Source organism: Mannheimia massilioguelmaensis (assembly GCF_000940515.1).
Taxonomy (GTDB): domain Bacteria; phylum Pseudomonadota; class Gammaproteobacteria; order Enterobacterales; family Pasteurellaceae; genus Basfia; species Basfia bettyae.
The window spans coordinates 173,043-190,314 of the sequence record NZ_CDQL01000007.1; the positions used below are offsets into that span (position 1 = coordinate 173,043).

Annotated in this window: 12 protein-coding genes; 5 read left to right on the forward strand and 7 right to left on the reverse strand. The window is 35.5% G+C overall.

Annotated elements, in window-relative coordinates; genetic code table 11:
• Positions 1 to 18 precede the first annotated feature (18 nt).
• Both cmoB and putP read right to left on the reverse strand, forming a co-directional pair.
• Positions 19 to 984, reverse strand: coding sequence for a tRNA 5-methoxyuridine(34)/uridine 5-oxyacetic acid(34) synthase CmoB (gene cmoB / locus BN1226_RS07420; protein WP_044470652.1), 966 nt, complete (start codon positions 982 to 984; stop codon positions 19 to 21).
• A gap of 3 nt (positions 985 to 987) precedes the next feature.
• Entirely contained in the window at positions 988 to 2,502 is a 1,515-nt protein-coding gene (gene putP / locus BN1226_RS07425) for a sodium/proline symporter PutP (protein ID WP_044470653.1), read from the reverse strand.
• Between the two features lie 212 nt (positions 2,503 to 2,714).
• Between putP and rng the strand changes: the two genes are divergently transcribed.
• Positions 2,715 to 4,190, forward strand: a complete 1,476-nt coding sequence (gene rng / locus BN1226_RS07430) for a ribonuclease G (RefSeq protein WP_044470654.1) — start codon at positions 2,715 to 2,717, stop codon at positions 4,188 to 4,190.
• A 163-nt stretch (positions 4,191 to 4,353) separates the two neighbouring features.
• A complete protein-coding gene (gene tldD, locus BN1226_RS07435; protein WP_044470655.1) occupies positions 4,354 to 5,802 on the forward strand; it encodes a metalloprotease TldD in 1,449 nt (482 codons plus the stop codon).
• Positions 5,803 to 6,337: 535 nt separating this feature from the next.
• On the opposite strand, the gene BN1226_RS07440 is transcribed toward tldD, so the two are convergent.
• Entirely contained in the window at positions 6,338 to 6,946 is a 609-nt protein-coding gene (locus BN1226_RS07440; RefSeq protein WP_044470656.1) for a hypothetical protein, read from the reverse strand.
• 98 nt (positions 6,947 to 7,044) lie between these two features.
• The gene (gene fumC, locus BN1226_RS07445; protein WP_044470657.1) at positions 7,045 to 8,442 is read right to left on the reverse strand and encodes a class II fumarate hydratase; all 1,398 of its coding nucleotides are present in this window, start codon (positions 8,440 to 8,442) and stop codon (positions 7,045 to 7,047) included.
• Positions 8,443 to 8,678: 236 nt separating this feature from the next.
• On the opposite strand from fumC, the gene BN1226_RS07450 reads away from it, so the two are divergent.
• Complete coding sequence (locus BN1226_RS07450; RefSeq protein WP_044470658.1) at positions 8,679 to 9,767, forward strand: TIGR01620 family protein; 1,089 nt, start codon at positions 8,679 to 8,681, stop codon at positions 9,765 to 9,767.
• 93 nt (positions 9,768 to 9,860) lie between these two features.
• Positions 9,861 to 10,835, forward strand: a complete 975-nt coding sequence (locus BN1226_RS07455) for a sigma 54-interacting transcriptional regulator (protein WP_044470659.1) — start codon at positions 9,861 to 9,863, stop codon at positions 10,833 to 10,835.
• 60 nt (positions 10,836 to 10,895) lie between these two features.
• On the opposite strand, the gene hflX is transcribed toward BN1226_RS07455, so the two are convergent.
• The 3 genes from hflX to miaA all read right to left on the reverse strand — a co-directional run bounded on the left by hflX (position 10,896) and on the right by miaA (position 13,577).
• Positions 10,896 to 12,269 (reverse strand): ribosome rescue GTPase HflX, encoded by a 1,374-nt coding sequence (gene hflX / locus BN1226_RS07460; protein ID WP_044470660.1) that lies wholly within the window; start codon positions 12,267 to 12,269, stop codon positions 10,896 to 10,898.
• Between the two features lie 2 nt (positions 12,270 to 12,271).
• Entirely contained in the window at positions 12,272 to 12,550 is a 279-nt protein-coding gene (gene hfq / locus BN1226_RS07465; protein WP_005761612.1) for an RNA chaperone Hfq, read from the reverse strand.
• Positions 12,551 to 12,632: 82 nt separating this feature from the next.
• Positions 12,633 to 13,577, reverse strand: coding sequence for a tRNA (adenosine(37)-N6)-dimethylallyltransferase MiaA (gene miaA / locus BN1226_RS07470; RefSeq protein ID WP_044470661.1), 945 nt, complete (start codon positions 13,575 to 13,577; stop codon positions 12,633 to 12,635).
• 386 nt (positions 13,578 to 13,963) lie between these two features.
• Here miaA and BN1226_RS10455 point away from each other — a divergent pair, with 386 nt between their 5' ends.
• Positions 13,964 to 17,254: a YadA-like family protein gene (locus BN1226_RS10455; RefSeq protein WP_052506691.1), complete on the forward strand. Its 3,291-nt coding sequence runs from the start codon at positions 13,964 to 13,966 to the stop codon at positions 17,252 to 17,254.
• Positions 17,255 to 17,272: the final 18 nt, after the last annotated feature.

Here is a 17,272-nt window from a genome sequence, read left to right on the forward strand (position 1 = left end):
AGGGCTCCATTAGGAGCCTTATTTATTTGCAATAATAATAGCACGTTTAGGTGCTGGATAACCTTCAATGGTTTTTCGGTGATCATTGGGATCGAGAAAGTCAATTAAACTTTCATTTTCTAGCCATTCAGTTTTACGCTGTTCTTCTAATGAGGTAACTTCAACATCTACACAGCGTATATTGGTAAAGCCTACCTTTTGAAGCCAGTTGACTAATGCGTCTACTGAAGGAATAAAATAGACGTTTTTCATTTTTGCATAGCGATCTTTAGGAACAAGAACCGTATTTTCATCACCATCAATGACGAGGGTTTCGAGTACTAACTCTCCGCCTATACGCAATTGGTTTTTTAATTGCGTTAAATGATCAAGAGGTGATTTTCGATGATAAAGTACGCCCATAGAGAATACGGTATCAAATACTCCTAAAGGTTGCATTGCTTCAATGCCAAGGGGAATTAAATGCGCACGACGATCATTATTTAATAATTTACGTACAGCTTCAAATTGGCACAGGAATAATTCTGTTGGATCAATTCCTATCACCATTTTGGCACCTTCACCAACCATACGCCACATATGGTAGCCACTTCCACATCCTACATCTAAAATAAGACGATTTTGCAAAGGTGATAAATGCGGTAAAACACGATTCCATTTAAAATCAGAACGCCATTCGCAATCTATGTGAATTCCATATAGATGATAAGGACCTTTCCGCCAAGGCATGAGTTGTTTTAAATGATAAATAATGCGTTGTTGCTCACCCGCAGAGAGAGGCTGATCATTTTCAGCTTTGACTGCATGTTTTAAGTCAATATGATCTGTTGATAAGTGCGGTAAGAAATCAATAATTTTTACCCATTTCTCATATTCACCATGAGTTTGTGTTTGCCATTCTTTTAGTTGTAATGGCAAGGATTCTAACCATGATGAAAGATCAGTTGTAGCAATTTGTTGATAAAAAGGACGAAAATCAATCATATTTTAATGTGCTTTTTTATAGGCTTCATTAGCTTTTTCAAACGTTTCGATAATTTGCTGATTAGGCACTGGTGAAAGTAAAGATACGACAATAATCATTAAAGTTGCTAGCGAAAATGCAGGAATCATTTCGTATAAATTTGCCCATTCAGAACCCACTGGCATGACAATTTTCCAACAGAAAACGACAATCGCTCCAGTTAACATCCCCGCCATTGCTCCTGAAGATGTCATGCGTTTCCAAAATAATGAAAGTAATACAACTGGTCCAAATGAACTGCCAAATCCAGCCCAAGCGAATTCAACGAGTTTTAATACTTTGCTGTTTTCATCTTGAGCTATCCAAATGGCTAGTGCTGCAATCACTAATACCATAGCACGGCCTAGCCAAACTAATTCTCTTTCTGTCGCTTTAGGGCGAATAAATCCTTTATAGAAATCCTCAGTTAATGCACTGGAGGAAATTAATAATTGACAACTTAAAGTACTCATAACAGCAGCGAGAATGGCAGAAAGTAAAATACCCGCAATCCAAGGGTTAAAGAGTAATTTAGCTAATTCAATAAATACTTGTTCTGGTTCTTGATTCACTATTCCAGCAACATTTGGATTCGCATGAAAATAAGCAATACCAAAGAAACCTAAACCAATAGCCCCAGCAAGGCAAATCATCATCCAGGTAATACTAATGCGGCGGGCTTTATGTAAAGAATTTACTGAATATGCCGCCATAAAACGAGCCAGAATATGAGGTTGACCAAAATAGCCTAATCCCCAAGCTGCTAGGCTTAACAAACCAAGAGGTGTTGTGCCTGTAAATAGATCTGTAAAATCTTTTTGTTGTACTAGCTCAGCCTGTTGCATCACTATAGAAAAATCATCAAACCCACCAAGTGAAATCACAATAACAACAGGTGTTAGAATCAAGGCAAATAACATTAATGTTGCTTGAATAGTATCTGTCCAACTGACAGCCAAAAAACCACCAATAAAAGTATAAGCAATGGTTGCTAAAGCGCCGTACCAAATTGCAGTTGAATAGTCTATATTAAAGAGATTTTGAAATAGTTTTGCACCTGCAACAACGCCAGAAGAGCAGTAAATTGTGAAAAATACTAGGATAATTGAGGCTGAAATAATTTTTAATAAATGGTGAGAAGTTCCAAATCGATGATGAAAATATTCAGGTAAAGTTAAGGCATTATTATTAAATTCAGTATGAACACGGATGCGCCCAGCCACAAATAACCAGTTAAAGTAAGCACCAATCGTGAGACCGATTGCGATCCAACCTTCGACTAAGCCAGATACATAAACAGCGCCTGGTAAGCCCATTAATAGCCAGCCAGACATATCAGATGCTCCCGCTGACATTGCTGTTACAAAGCTACCTAAGCGACGGCCACCTAAGATATAATCTGATAAATTTTTTGTATAACGGTAGGCAAGAATACCAATGGTAATCATGCCTAAAATATAAATAGTAAATGTAATTAGAGTTGGATCCAATCCAAACATTAGTAAACTCCATACCACTAAACCTATCTTTATAAGGAAGCTATATTCAATGCGGGCCTTATTACAATAGGATTAGTATGATTGCTAGTGGATTATTATGATAAATTTTGAGAAAAGTCATATTTTACAATAATTAGCCCTGTTATTCCATTGTCCTTTTCGCTAGACTAATAACAATTTTGATAAATTTAATGACGAGTTAGGTATTTTTAATGGATTCAGTTGAATTATTGGTGAATGTCACCCCGAATGAAACACGAATCGCATTGGTGGATACGGGAATTTTAAAAGAAGTTCAAATTGAGCGCCAAGCGAAACGGGGAATGGTCGGAAATATATATAAAGGGCGAGTTACTCGTGTCTTGCCAGGTATGCAGTCTGCATTTGTGGATATAGGCTTAGAAAAGGCGGCATTTTTGCATGCTTCTGATATTGTTTCTCACACAGAATGTGTAGATGAAACGGAGCAAAAGCAATTTGTCGTGAAAGATATTGCTGAGCTAGTGCGAGAGGGACAAGATATTGTTGTTCAAGTGGTAAAAGATCCTTTAGGAACTAAAGGTGCACGTTTGACCACCGATATTACGCTACCGTCTCGTTACCTGGTTTTTATGCCTGAAAATAGTCATGTTGGTGTTTCACAACGTATTGAAAGTGAAGAAGAACGTGCAAGATTAAAGTCATTGGCAGAGCCTTTCTGTGATGAATTAGGCGGATTTATTATTCGTACTGCAGCAGAAGGTGTAAATGAGGAAGAACTTAAACAGGATGCAGATTTTTTAAAACGATTGTGGCGTAAAGTGATTGAGCGCCGAGTAAAATATCCAACACGTTCCATGCTATATGGCGAGCTTGCGTTAACACAACGAGTATTACGTGATTTTGTTGGAATGAAGATTGAGAAAATTCGTATTGACTCAAAGCTTTGTTTTAATGAAGTTAAAGAGTTTTGTGAAGAATTTATTCCAGAGATGGTAGGAAAACTAAGCCTATATGCAGGTAATCAACCATTATTTGATGTTTACGGGGTAGAAAATGCTATACAAATTGCTTTAGATAAGCGAGTAAATTTAAAGTCTGGTGGTTATCTCATTATTGAGCAAACTGAAGCAATGACGACTATTGATATTAATACTGGAGCTTTTGTAGGACATCGTAACCTTGAAGAAACTATTTTTAATACCAATATTGAAGCAACTCAAGCTATTGCACAACAATTACAACTACGTAATTTAGGTGGAATTATTATTATCGATTTTATCGATATGCAAGCAGAAGAACATCGTAATCGAGTGATTCAATCTTTAGAAGAGTCGTTAGCTAAAGACCGAGTAAAAACCAATGTTAATGGTTTTACCCAGTTAGGCTTAGTTGAAATGACTCGTAAACGTACTCGAGAAAGCTTAGAGCATGTTTTATGCGGTGAATGCCCAGCCTGCCACGGTCGAGGCCAAGTGAAAACGGTAGAAACAGTTTGTTATGAAATTATGCGTGAGATTATTCGTGTGCATCATTTATTCTCTAGTGAGCAATTTGTTGTGTATGCTTCAAGGGCAGTTGCAGAATACTTGATTAATGAAGAGAGCCATGGTTTATTAGCTGAGCTCGAGGTTTTTATTGGCAAACAAGTGCAAGTGAAAACAGAAGTATATTATAATCAGGATCAATTTGATGTGGTTGTGATGTAATAATTGTGAAAAGTGCGGTCAGTTTTAGAAAAATTTTAATGATCTAGGCGAAGCTAATCAGTGGATTAGTTAAGATCATTAAAAAACGGTAAAATTGACCGCACTTTTTATATATAATTATGCCTAAGATGGCTTTTTTAATTAAAAATATATTAGGAACAGAATGTTAAATAAAGTTGAACAAAGCTTACTTGTACCAAGTAATTTATGTATAAAAGATCTCGCCAATATTTTTGATCAACTGTCTCACCGTGAATTAGATTATTCGGATATTTATTTCCAACTAAGTCAAGATGAAAGCTGGGTTTTAGAAGATGGAATTATCAAAGAGGGGGGATTCCATATTGATCGTGGTGTTGGCTTGCGCGCAATAAGTGGAGAGAAAACAGGCTTTGCCTATTCTGATCAAATTAATCTCGCCAGTTTACAGCAATGTGCTAATGCAGTGAAGGGAATTGCCACTGCGAAACAGGGAAGCATCGTTGTGCCTACAAAATTTTCCTCAGTAAATCCTCCTTTACGTTATGCGAGTATTAATCCATTAGATACCTTAAGCAAAGAGAAAAAAATTGAATTATTATATTTGGTGGACAAGGCAGCTCGTACAATGAGTACCTATATAAGCCGTGTTTCTGCTAGTTTAAGTGCAATTTATGAAGAAGTATTAGTTGTCGCAACAGATGGTACATTAGCTGCAGATATTCGCCCATTAGTACGCTTATCTATTTCTGTATTAGTAGAAAAAGATGGGAAACGGGAACGTGGTAGCGCGGGTTGTGGTGGTCGTTTTGGTTTAGATTGGTTTTTAGAATCTGTGGATGGTGATATTCGTGCCGTCCATTTTGCCAAGGAGGCTGTTCGTCAAGCTTTAGTTAATTTAGAGGCTGTTGGCGCACCAGCAGGTCCAATGCCTGTAGTTTTAGGTGCTGGGTGGCCAGGTGTATTATTACATGAAGCTGTAGGGCACGGATTGGAAGGTGATTTTAATCGTAAAGAAAGTTCGTTGTTTTCAGGCAAGATTGGAGAGTTAGTTACTTCACCATTATGTACGATTGTTGATGATGGCACTTTATCTGATCGTAGAGGTTCCTTAACCATCGATGATGAAGGTACACCTTCACAATGTAATGTATTAATTGAAAATGGCATATTAAAAGGTTATATGCAAGATAAAATGAATGCTCGATTAATGGGGGTTAAACCTACAGGAAATGGTCGTCGAGAATCTTATGCTCATTTACCTATGCCGCGTATGACAAATACATATATGCTTGCTGGTCAAAGTAAATTTGAAGATATTATAGCATCTATTGAACATGGTATTTTTGCTTCCCATTTTGGTGGTGGGCAAGTGGATATTACTTCAGGTAAATTTACTTTTTCTACAACAGAAGCATATTTAATTGAGAAAGGTAAAATTACTAAGCCAGTAAAAGGAGCAACCTTGATTGGCAGTGGTATTGAAGTAATGCAACAAGTTTCTATGGTCGCGGATAATATGGAAATTGATCATGGTATTGGTGTTTGCGGTAAGAGTGGGCAGAGTGTTCCTGTTGGTGTTGGGCAACCAGCCTTGAAAATTGAAAAGATTACCGTGGGTGGAACTCATTAAGTGCTATAAGACCGCATAAAAGTGCAGTCTTTTTTATGAAAATAATTTTTCAAATGATTTTGATAAAAATATAGATATTGCAAATAAGCTCTTAATAGCTGACTAATTAATTGGTTGTGATGAGGTATTTTCAGTTAAATAAGGCTATATGACAAAGCCTATTGATTGAATTATGGTTATTTAAATAAATAGGAATTATTAAACAATAAAATCAAATGGTTAGAAGATTATCTAGGCTAATATGTTGTTTAATAAATCTGCCTTAGATAAAAAAGTGTAAAAAGTTTTGTCAAGTTATTGACAAAAAATCGATAAAACTTTACAATTCTTGACGTTTTATCTAAGGGTAACTTTGATAGAGCTAAACTTTAAATATTTTATTCATAAAACCCCTTTAGCCAGAACTTTTTGTTCTGGCTTTTTTCTTTTTAGAGGAATTATGATTTTATATTTATAAGCTGATTGAATATATTTAATGTTATAGCTTCAGCTTATATGGTTGATGAGCTAGAAGTTAATTTTTTAGAGAAACAGATTAACAATTCGCATGAGTAATATTGAATAACTCATAATTCGGTGGTAATTGAGGATCTGCATCATCTTCTTTAAGTGGTTCAATTTCAGGTTGCTTAGGATAGGTTTCGCTCACTTTACCTTTCTCCTTTCCTAATAATTGATTTTGGATTTGTGCAAATCCAGTTTTGCCTGAGAGCCATACTTGAATAAAGTATTGGTTGAATTCAGTATCAAACTGATGATCAATTACTTGGTTATTCAAAATAAAATATCCAGTATTTTCTAATGAAATATAACTTAAACGATCATTGGGTGCAAAATCAGGCATAGGAATTGTTTCTAATTCCTTTAGCCATGTAGTGGTTTGCTCTTTGCTTGCGCCTAAAGATTCCATTTCTTTTATAAGAATAATTGAAAAATTTTTCCCTTCTACTGGTTTGGCATAATCAAATGAAAACATAAGTGGTGATTGGTTTGCTTCATAGTGACCATCTTCACTATCTAAGGAAACCGTGTAAACGAGGAAAGGACCCCAGTTATAATCAGCCTTACCGACATTGATCCATTGTGCATTAACCAACGTAGGAAACAAACAGAAAAGTGATAAGAAAAACGATTTAAGTTTCATAAACATTTCTTAATAATAATAGTTGTGGTGATTATATCAATAATTGAAATAAAAAAAAGGCGAACGATGTCGCCTTTTCCATTTAATTTTCAATTTCTTTATTTTAGGCTACCAACCATATCGGCAGGCACAACCCATTTATCAAAATCATCCGCTGAAACTAATCCTAAATTGATCGCTTCTTCACGCAATGTTGTACCATTTTTGTGCGCAGTTTTAGCTATTTTAGCTGCATTTTCATAACCAATATGAGTATTTAATGCGGTAACCAACATTAATGAGCTGTCAAGCAAGTTTTTAATACGTGGATGGTTAGGTTGAATACCACTTGCACAGTGTTCATCAAATGATACACAAACATCAGCAATTAATTGAGCTGATTGTAGGAAGTTTGCTGCCATAACAGGTTTAAATACGTTTAATTCAAAGTGACCTTGTGATCCAGCGAATGAAATTGTCGTATCGTTACCTAACACTTGTGCTGCCACCATTGTCATTGCTTCACATTGAGTCGGATTAACTTTACCTGGCATAATTGATGAACCAGGTTCATTTTCAGGAATTAAAATTTCTCCAATACCTGAACGTGGGCCAGAGGCTAATAAACGAATGTCATTTGCAATTTTGAATAATGACATGGCAACTTGTTTTAATGCACCGTGAGTTTCAACGATAGCATCATGAGTCGCCAATGCTTCAAATTTGTTTTCAGCAGTGATGAATGGTAAACTAGTGAATTTTGCAATGTATTCAGCAACTTTGACATCATAACCTTTAGGCGTATTTAAACCTGTACCAACTGCGGTACCACCTAATGCTAATTGACGTAAATGTGGCAATGTATTTTTAATTGCTTCTAAACCGAATTTTAATTGCGCTGCATAGCCACTGAATTCTTGACCTAGTGTTAATGGGGTTGCATCCATTAAGTGAGTACGACCAATTTTAACAACATCTTTAAATTCTTCAGATTTAGCTGCTAATGTTTTTTGTAAGCGCTCGATAGCTGGGAGTGTGGCTTCAACGACTTTTTTATATGCAGCAATGTGCATTGCCGTTGGGTAAGTATCGTTTGAAGACTGTGATTTATTTACATCATCATTTGGGTGAATGATAGATTTTTCGCCTAATTTACCACCATTAAGGACATGTGCACGATTTGCGATAACTTCATTTAGGTTCATATTAGACTGTGTACCTGAACCAGTTTGCCAAATAACTAATGGAAATTGATCATCTAATTTACGTGCTAAGATTTCATCACAAGCTTGAGCAATTAAATCACGTTTTTCAGTAGGCAAAACACCTAAGTCAGTATTTGCAAATGCAGCCGCTTTTTTTAAATAACCGAAAGCTTCGATAATTTCATGTGGCATTGACGCTTCAGGGCCAATTTTAAAGTTGTTACGTGAACGCTCTGTTTGTGCTGCCCAGTATTTATCAGCAGGAACTTTCACTTCGCCCATAGTATCTTTTTCAATACGAAACGTTGTCATTATGATCACCTCTATAGTAATAAATAAAAAATTTGCATAAATATTAACACCTAAGAGTTAGTATTTAAAACAAGAAAAGTGAAGAAAACTCTTTTTTGTGATTTAGATCATATCCTTTGATATTTCCTGATTTATCCTAAGGTGATGGAGTAATTAAGCGATGATCTTATTCTTTTTACAAACCTTAAGCGGTTATTTATAATTTTAATCATGTTCTTGGAAAGAAGGTGAGTTTAATGAATGATAAAATTATTTTTTCACAGTCAGAAAATCCGCAATCTAACTTTGATTTTAAACCTAAACAAGAGTTTAGTGAGTCAGAGATAACTGTTGATTCTGAAGCATTGAATAGTGAAACTTTAGAAGGGGAATTACTCACTGAAAAGTTTGAAGAAACGCTTAACCCTAAACCTCGTTGGTGGAAAAAGCTCTTAGTGGCTAGCATTATCTTATTTTTAGGTGCAACCGTTGCTCAATCTATTCAATGGTTAATTGATACTTGGCAAAATCACCAATGGATTTACTTTGTTTTTGCTTTAGTTAGCTTTTTTGTCGTGGTATTAGGATTATCTGCTTTAATTCAAGAATGGCGTCACTTAGTTAATTTAAGACGACATATGGATTTGCAGCAACAAAGTGAACATTTAATAGAGAAAAGTGCGGTCAATTCTCAAGAAAATTTTCAGCTACAAGATAGTGAATCAGGTAAACAATTATGTTTAAAAATTGCCTCTGCAGTAAATATTGATGAGCAGGCGCCAACTTTTATTCAATGGGAAAAGCAAGTTAATGATAGCTATTCAGCGCAAGAAGTTGCCTATTTATTTAGTCAGGAAGTGTTAAAACCGATAGATAGTAAAGTCACTAAACTGATTACTGCAAGTGCAATTGAGGCGGGAACTATTGTTACCATTAGTCCACTAGCACTAGTAGATATGTTCTTTATTGCATGGCGTAATATTCGTTTAGTCAATAAGATTGCAAAAATTTATGGCATTCAGTTAGGCTATTTCAGCCGTTTACGATTAATGCGTTTAATTTTAGTGAACATTGCGTTTACTGGCGCTACAGAACTTATACAAGAAATAGGTATGGACTGGCTTTCTAGAGATATTGCTGCAAAACTTTCTGCTCGTGCGGCACAAGGTATTGGTGTAGGCTTGCTTACCGCCCGATTAGGTATTAAAACAATGGAGTTTTGTCGCCCACTGAAATTCCGAAAAAGTGAGAAACCTAAATTAAGTCATATTCATCGTGAATTGTTAGGCTCGTTAAAATCCAGTGTTTTTTCTTTATCAAAAATGAAAGATAAAGAAAATGTGTAAATAAAAGTTGCCATTAAACTTTTATTATTTACATTCACAAGGTATGATAGAAAATTATTATCCTGTTTCATTTATTAACTGTTAGAGAAAAATATGCCAGCAATCAATACATCATCACATTTTACGGTAAATCAATATGAATATTTTACTGATGTGGTGGCAGTAAGCCTTAAAATGAGAAAATTATTAGAGAAGGCTCAAAAGTTTGCTTTGTTAGATGCGCCATTACTCATTGAAGGTGAAACAGGTACAGGTAAAGAGCTAATTGCTAAGGCATGTCATCATTTTAGTCTTCGAAATACGCAAAAGTTTATCGCAGTAAATTGTGCTGGTTTACCAGATAGTGACGCAGAAAGTGAAATGTTTGGACGAGTTGATCATGGGAAAACTTATACGGGTTTTTTCGAGTATGCTAATGGTGGAACGGTATTATTGGACAATATTGCTGAACTGCCTCTTAGTTTACAAGCGAAACTTTTACGTTTCTTAAATGATGGAACCTTTCGTCGTGTTGGTGACGAAGCAGAACGTTATGCAAATGTAAGGGTTATTTGTACTTCACAAATTTCCTTGCAACACTATGTGGATGAAGGGAAAATACGTAGTGATTTATTTCATCGTCTTAATGTACTTACCTTACAGATTCCAGCTTTACGAGATCGAATAGAAGATATTCCACAATTAACCTCGTGTTTTATTGATTTAATTAGCCGACAGCTAGAGATACAAAAGCCGCCATTTGACCAAGCATTTATTCAATATTTAAAAGCTTATCAATGGCCAGGTAATGTACGTGAACTTTATAATGCATTATATCGTGCTTGTTCATTAGTAGAAAATAATCAATTATCTATTGATGGTTTAAATTTAGCTGAATCAGAAACTACACCTTTAACATTAGAACAATTTTATAACAAGAGTCTTGAAGAGATTATGAATAATTTTGAAGCAAGTGTATTACGTAAGTTTTATGAACAGTATCCAAGTACTAGAAAATTAGCGACTCGCTTGGGCGTATCTCATACAGCAATTGCAAATAAGTTGAAACAATATGGAATAGGAAAATAAATTTTTTAGAAAACTACCGCAGTTTGTCTTTTGTTTAATAACATCGTGCTATTTAACGATTTAGAGCTTGCCTATATTGATTTCATCTAAAATCCCTTGAGGTGTGAATTGATTTAAATGGGCAAAAGTTTTCACTAATTTTAACCATTCCACCTTATCAACCTGAATTTCCAATAAAAACTCACCTTTATCAGAAATTTTTTCGTCCCGAATACAATTTAATTGATATAACTGATGACGAATTTTTCCTTCCTGTGGTTGTAAAGTTAAATTTAAATAAAGAATTTCATCAGTTAAACGTTGGCGGATAGCATTAATTAATAAATCAATTCCATCTCCCGTAAATGCAGAAAGATAAACGGCAACAGGGATTTGATTTTCATCATATACAATATGAGGAGTGACATTTTCTAAGTTATCAATTTTGTTATAAACCAATAGCGTTGGAACTTGATTGGCTTTAATTTCTTCTAAAACCTGATTAACTGCGGTGATATTTTCTAATTTTCTTGCATCTGCTGAATCAATCACATGTAAAAGTAAAGAGGCTTCAGTGGTTTCTTGCAAAGTAGATTTGAAAGCGGAGATAAGATCATGGGGTAAATCACGAATAAAACCTACAGTATCGGCTAAAATAGTGGTGCCGACATCTTGTATTTGTAATCGACGTAAAGTGGGATCCAGTGTTGCAAATAGTTGATCTGCTGCATAAACTCCAGCTTGCGTAATTTGATTAAATAAGGTGGATTTCCCAGCATTGGTGTAACCCACTAATGAAACGGTTGGAATATCTGCTTTTTGTCTGGTTTGACGGTTTTGATTGCGTTGTTTCTCAACTTTAGTTAAGCGACTTTGTAATTGTGCAATGCGCACTTTGATGAGCCGACGATCGGTTTCTAACTGTGTTTCACCAGGCCCACGTAATCCTACCGCTCCTTTTTGTTGATCTAAGCCTGTTTTACGACGGATAAGTCTTGTCGCCAAGTGTTTTAATTGAGCTAATTCAACTTGTAATTTCCCTTCGTGAGAACGCGCTCTTTGGGCAAAAATGTCTAAAATTACTCCAGTTCTATCAACAACACGGCAGTTACAAAGCATTTCTAAGTTTCTAGTTTGTGCAGGAGTTAAGATATGATTGACTAAAACAACATTAGCACCATAACTTTTTACTGCATCAGCAATTTCTTCTGCTTTTCCTAAACCTACAAAATATTTGGCTTGTGGCGTGGAACGAGCAGTTGTGATAGTTTTTAGAATATGGACATTTGCCGAAGAAGTAAGTTGTTGGAATTCTTCCAGATCTTCAAGGTTTTTATCTTGAGAGAAAAAAACATGCAAAACAATAGCATTATCAGATTGAGCTGATAATTTTGTACCAGAAGAAAGTGCGGTCGAATTGACCGCACTTTGGTGAATATAAAGTTCTTTATCCAATATTATTCGACTTGTGCTTCTGCTATTGGAGCATCGGCTTGTTGAGAATGTTGTTGAGGCGTACCGTTGTGGTGAGATACTGAACGGGCAGGAACAACAGTTGAAATTGCGTGTTTATAAACCATTTGGTTTACAGTATTTTTTAATAAAATTACGAATTGGTCGAATGATTCAATTTGGCCTTGTAATTTAATACCATTTACTAAATAAATCGAAACGGGAATGCGTTCACGTCGTAATGCGTTTAAATAAGGATCTTGTAAAGATTGTCCTTTTGCCATTTTATTTTCCTTCTTATATTTATAGTTAATAAAAATTTAGGTGCAGAAGCTATACGTCTCCCTTTTGTCAATATAGCAACTTTTATCGAGTTTGCATAGCTAAATCAAATGCTTGTTTTATAATTTCTTTATTTTCTGCGTTTTTTAAACTGTCTAGCCATTGAATTGGATATTTCCATCCCCTTAGCCAAGTGATTTGCCGTTTCGCTAATTGACGTGTTGCCGCAATCCCGCGAAAAATCATTTCTTCATAAGAATAATCACCACGTAAGTATTCCCACATTTGTCGATAGCCAACACAGCGAATTGAGGGGAGGTCGATATGCAAATCTCCACGATGATACAGTTTTTCCACTTCTTGTTGGAAACCTAATTCAAGCATTTTATGAAAACGTGACTCAATACGTTCATGCAATAAAGTACGTTCTTGAGGTGCAATCGCAAATTGTAAAATATTATAAGGAATTTCCTCTCCTTTTTGCTCTGTAAGCTTAGTCATGGATTTGCCGCTAATATAAAATACTTCCAAAGCCCGATTTATACGCTGGCTGTCATTCGGATTAATACGCTCTGCTGAAACGGGATCTATTTGGGATAATTCTTGGTGTAATGCTGACCAGCCTAATTGTTGTGCTTTTTTTTCAATTTCTAACCGCACTTTTTCATCAGCCTGAGGAAGTGGAGATAGCCCTTCAAGTAAGGCTTTGTAATACAACATTGTGCCTCCTACTAATAAAGGAATCTTGCCTTGTGCGGTAATTTTCTGCATCTCACGTAATGCATCAGAACGAAAATTAGCAGCAGAATAACTTTCTGCCGGATCAATAATATCAATTAAACGATGTGGCGCTAAAGCGAGTTCTTCTTCACTTGGCTTTGCCGTACCAATATCCATGCCTTTATAAATTAATGCAGAATCTACACTAATCACTTCCACAGGTAATTCCTGACGTAGCTGAATGGCTAAATCTGTTTTCCCTGATGCGGTAGGGCCCATGAGAAATATTGCTGTTGGTTGAGATGTCATATGAATTTGTAATATTTTATTAAACTTATCCTGAATAACCAGAAAGCCAGTTATTAATATGCTTTTTAGTTATATATTCTAACGGATTTTTATCTTGATTTTTAACTATTTTTCTTATATTTCGAAGTATGTTTTTTATAAATATCAATTTTTTATTAAAAAATTAATTTAAATAACTTTTTGCATTTATTTTTAATGTTTTTTAATCATAAGTTTAATTTTGTAAATTATTGTAAATAAATAATATTTTGATTGATAAATAATAAATTAAGAATAATCTTAATTAAAATTTAATTTTTACTTAATAATTAACTAATATTTTTTTAAGTAAAATTTAATATTTTGTTTTGTCTGTAAGTCGATACTTTTTCAGTAAGGAAAAACAAATGAATAAAATTTTTAAAATCAAACTGAATCCAGTCAGTCAAGCTTATCATGTATGTTCTGAATTAGCAAAACGTGCAGGTAAAGTAACAGGTCATATTGCTGGTATTATGGCTGTAACGATTTTATCTGTTGGAGTGGCAGAGGCTGCAACCGCGACAAATCCCCCTGGTGATGGATTAGGTATTGCTGTAGGAACTGGAAGTAGTGCGCCTAAAACTGAAAATGTCGCAGTTGGAACCAATGCACTTGCGAATATTAAAAATTCGGTGGCTTTAGGCGCAAAATCAACAACATTATCAGCTTCTAATACAACGAAAGGTGCTGATGCTTATCAATCCCAGGAATTTACCATTAATGGAGTTAAGAAAACCGTTAATTTTGCAGGTGGTAATGCTTCTGGCGTAGTATCTGTAGGGAATGTAGGTTCTGAACGTCGTATTCAAAATGTGGCAGCTGGTTTAATTTCTAAAGACAGTACAGATGCAATAAATGGTTCTCAACTTTATTCATTAATGGGGCTTTATGCGCCAATTAAGTATTTCTCAGTTAATTCATCAACAGATGTAGCTAACTATAAAAATGATGGTGCAACGCAAGAAGGTGCGATGGCTATTGGACCTAAAGCTTCTGCAACTCAAACTAATGCATTATCAGTAGGTAATACTGCTAAGGCGACCGGAAAAGGTAGTATTGCGGTTGGTAATACTGCATCATCAGATGGACAAAGTAGTATTGCGATGGGGGATGCAGCAAAAGTTGCTTCAAATGGTCATTCATTAACTAGTATTGCGATTGGTAAGAATGCTTATGTACTAAATGGATCTGGTCAACAGGAATATCAATTAAGTTTTGATACAGGTAACTGGACTGTTGGTGGTGGATTTTTTAATAAAACTTATACTCCAACTGATACTTCTCGTATCGCTGGTGGTATTGCTATAGGTACGAATTCTTATGCTAGAACAAGTAGCGTACAAATAGGTTCTCATACTTATCAAGGTACAATGGGTGGAATTACAGTTGATAATAATACTAATGGTGAAGCAAATATCGTTGGTATGACAACAGTAGGTACGAATACTTATAATAAAGGGGCTTTATCAAGTATGTTTGGTGCCTATTCTATTATGACTGGTGGCTTTAATGGTTCTGGTGGTTTTAATAGTTTGTTATATGGTTCACAAAACTTTGGTGCAGTCTCCGTAGGTTCTTTAAATAGCATTCGTTCTAAAGGATATGAAGGTTCTAGCGGTGTTGCAAATAGCATTGTGGGTTTAGCAAATGTCGCTGAAAATTCTAATGCAGCTTTAATCTATGGTGCAGGTAATAAAATTACTAACTCTATTAGTAATATTGGTTTCTCTCCATCTGCTGTAAACAGTGTTGATGAGATGAGTGAACAATTACGTCAAGCAATTATTGATGCTAATTCTGAAGGATCTACTATGGCCTTTGGGGGCGGTAATACTGCAGATTATACACTTCGTTCCTCATTAATTGGGGTTAATAATACACTTACTGGCACCAGTAGTAATACAAGTACTGAAAACTTAATTACTGGTTTTAATATTAAAGCTAATAATGTTGATAATACGACGATTATCGGAACTAGTAATACCGTAACTGATAGTACTAAAAATATCGTTATTGGTGATAAACATAAAGTAACGGGCGTTTCTAATAATGTCATTATTGGTTCTTCTGATAGTGAATTAGAAACTAAAGTAGAAGATATCATTGCTATTGGCCATAATGCTACAGCTGATATTGCTAAATCTGTTGCGATTGGTTCAGGAGCTAAAACCTTAGCAGCTTCAACTGTTACAAAAGGTATGGATACTTATGGCACAGAAACAGTAAATATTGATGGTATTAGTAAAGTATTAACCTTTGCAGGTGCAACGCCTGTAGGCGTATTCTCTGTGGGTGATGAGGGTAAAGAACGTCGTATTCAAAATGTGGCTGCTGGTTTAATTTCTAATACAAGTACTGATGCAATTAATGGTAGCCAATTATATGCGGCGATGTCCCAATTATCTCAATTATCTCCAGCTTTATCTATTTATAGTAAAGGTACGGCAACAGTCAATGGCGTAACCGTTAATACTTATACAGCAGGTACACAACTTCCAACGGCAAAATATGATTTAAGTAAGCTCAGTTTTGATTTTGGTAATGGGTTATATGCGGCTGAAAAAGATAATGGTGATGGAACTAAGACCGTATTTGTTGGCTTAGATAAAGAAACACTTAAGAATGATCCTAACTTTAAAGGGCCTAAAGGAGATAAAGGTGACCAAGGTCTTCCTGGTGAAAAAGGTGCTAAAGGAGATAAAGGCGAGCAAGGTCTTCCTGGCGAAAAAGGTACCAAAGGAGATAAAGGTGACCAAGGTCTTCCTGGCGAAAAAGGTGCTAAAGGAGATAAAGGTGACCAAGGTCTTCCTGGCGAAAAAGGTGCCAAAGGAGATAAAGGTGACCAAGGTCTTCCTGGTGAAAAAGGTGCTAAAGGAGATAAAGGCGAGCAAGGTCTTCCTGGCGAAAAAGGTACCAAAGGAGATAAAGGTGATCGAGGCCTTCCTGGCGAAAAAGGTGCTAAAGGAGATAAAGGCGATCCAGGTTCTTCAGCCAGTGGTCAAAATAAAGAAGAAACTGTAGTTGCGGGTGATAATAATATTAATGTGACCAACCAACCTAATACTTTAGGTAGTAAAGAATATAAAGTTGGTTTAAATAAGGATATTAAAGTCAATTCGGTAACTGCTAAAGTGGTTAATTCTGAAACTGTTAATGCTAAAGAAGTTAATGTTGGTGATACAAAAGTTACAACCAATGGTGTAACTATTAAAAATGGTCCAAGTGTAACTAAATCAGGTATAGATGCAGGTAGTAAGAAAATTACTAATGTTGCTAATGGTACAATTTCTGCAACTTCTAAAGATGCAGTAAATGGTAGTCAATTACATGCGGTGGATCAACGTGTGACTAAAATTGATAATAGCGTACGTAACATTAATAATCGAGTAAGTAATGTTGAAGCTAAAGTTAGTAGCACTCGTAAAGAAATGCGTGGTATTGGAGCAAATGCCGCAGCTGGAATGTCTTTACCACAAGTTTATACCTCAGGTAAATCAATGGTATCTGCGGCTGTAGGTGCTTATAAAGATCAATCAGCTGTTGCGGTAGGCTGGTCTAGAGCATCGGATAATGGTAAAGTAATTATCAAACTTACAGGTACTGCTAATACAGTAGGAGACGTTTCTGCAGGAGCTGGAGTAGGCTTCCAATACTAATTTAGGTTAGATAATCAA

What these genes read in the sequence shown, in the direction of transcription:
- putP (WP_044470653.1), bottom strand. Translation starts at nt 2,502, where the DNA reads ATGTTTGGATTGGATCCAACTCTAATTACATTTACTATTTATATTTTA.
- hfq (WP_005761612.1), bottom strand. Translation starts at nt 12,550, where the DNA reads ATGGCAAAAGGACAATCTTTACAAGATCCTTATTTAAACGCATTACGA.
- fumC (WP_044470657.1), bottom strand. Translation starts at nt 8,442, where the DNA reads ATGACAACGTTTCGTATTGAAAAAGATACTATGGGCGAAGTGAAAGTT.
- BN1226_RS07455 (WP_044470659.1), top strand. Translation starts at nt 9,861, where the DNA reads ATGCCAGCAATCAATACATCATCACATTTTACGGTAAATCAATATGAA.
- tldD (WP_044470655.1), top strand. Translation starts at nt 4,354, where the DNA reads ATGTTAAATAAAGTTGAACAAAGCTTACTTGTACCAAGTAATTTATGT.
- rng (WP_044470654.1), top strand. Translation starts at nt 2,715, where the DNA reads ATGGATTCAGTTGAATTATTGGTGAATGTCACCCCGAATGAAACACGA.
- miaA (WP_044470661.1), bottom strand. Translation starts at nt 13,577, where the DNA reads ATGACATCTCAACCAACAGCAATATTTCTCATGGGCCCTACCGCATCA.
- BN1226_RS07440 (WP_044470656.1), bottom strand. Translation starts at nt 6,946, where the DNA reads ATGAAACTTAAATCGTTTTTCTTATCACTTTTCTGTTTGTTTCCTACG.
- cmoB (WP_044470652.1), bottom strand. Translation starts at nt 984, where the DNA reads ATGATTGATTTTCGTCCTTTTTATCAACAAATTGCTACAACTGATCTT.
- BN1226_RS07450 (WP_044470658.1), top strand. Translation starts at nt 8,679, where the DNA reads ATGAATGATAAAATTATTTTTTCACAGTCAGAAAATCCGCAATCTAAC.
- BN1226_RS10455 (WP_052506691.1), top strand. Translation starts at nt 13,964, where the DNA reads ATGAATAAAATTTTTAAAATCAAACTGAATCCAGTCAGTCAAGCTTAT.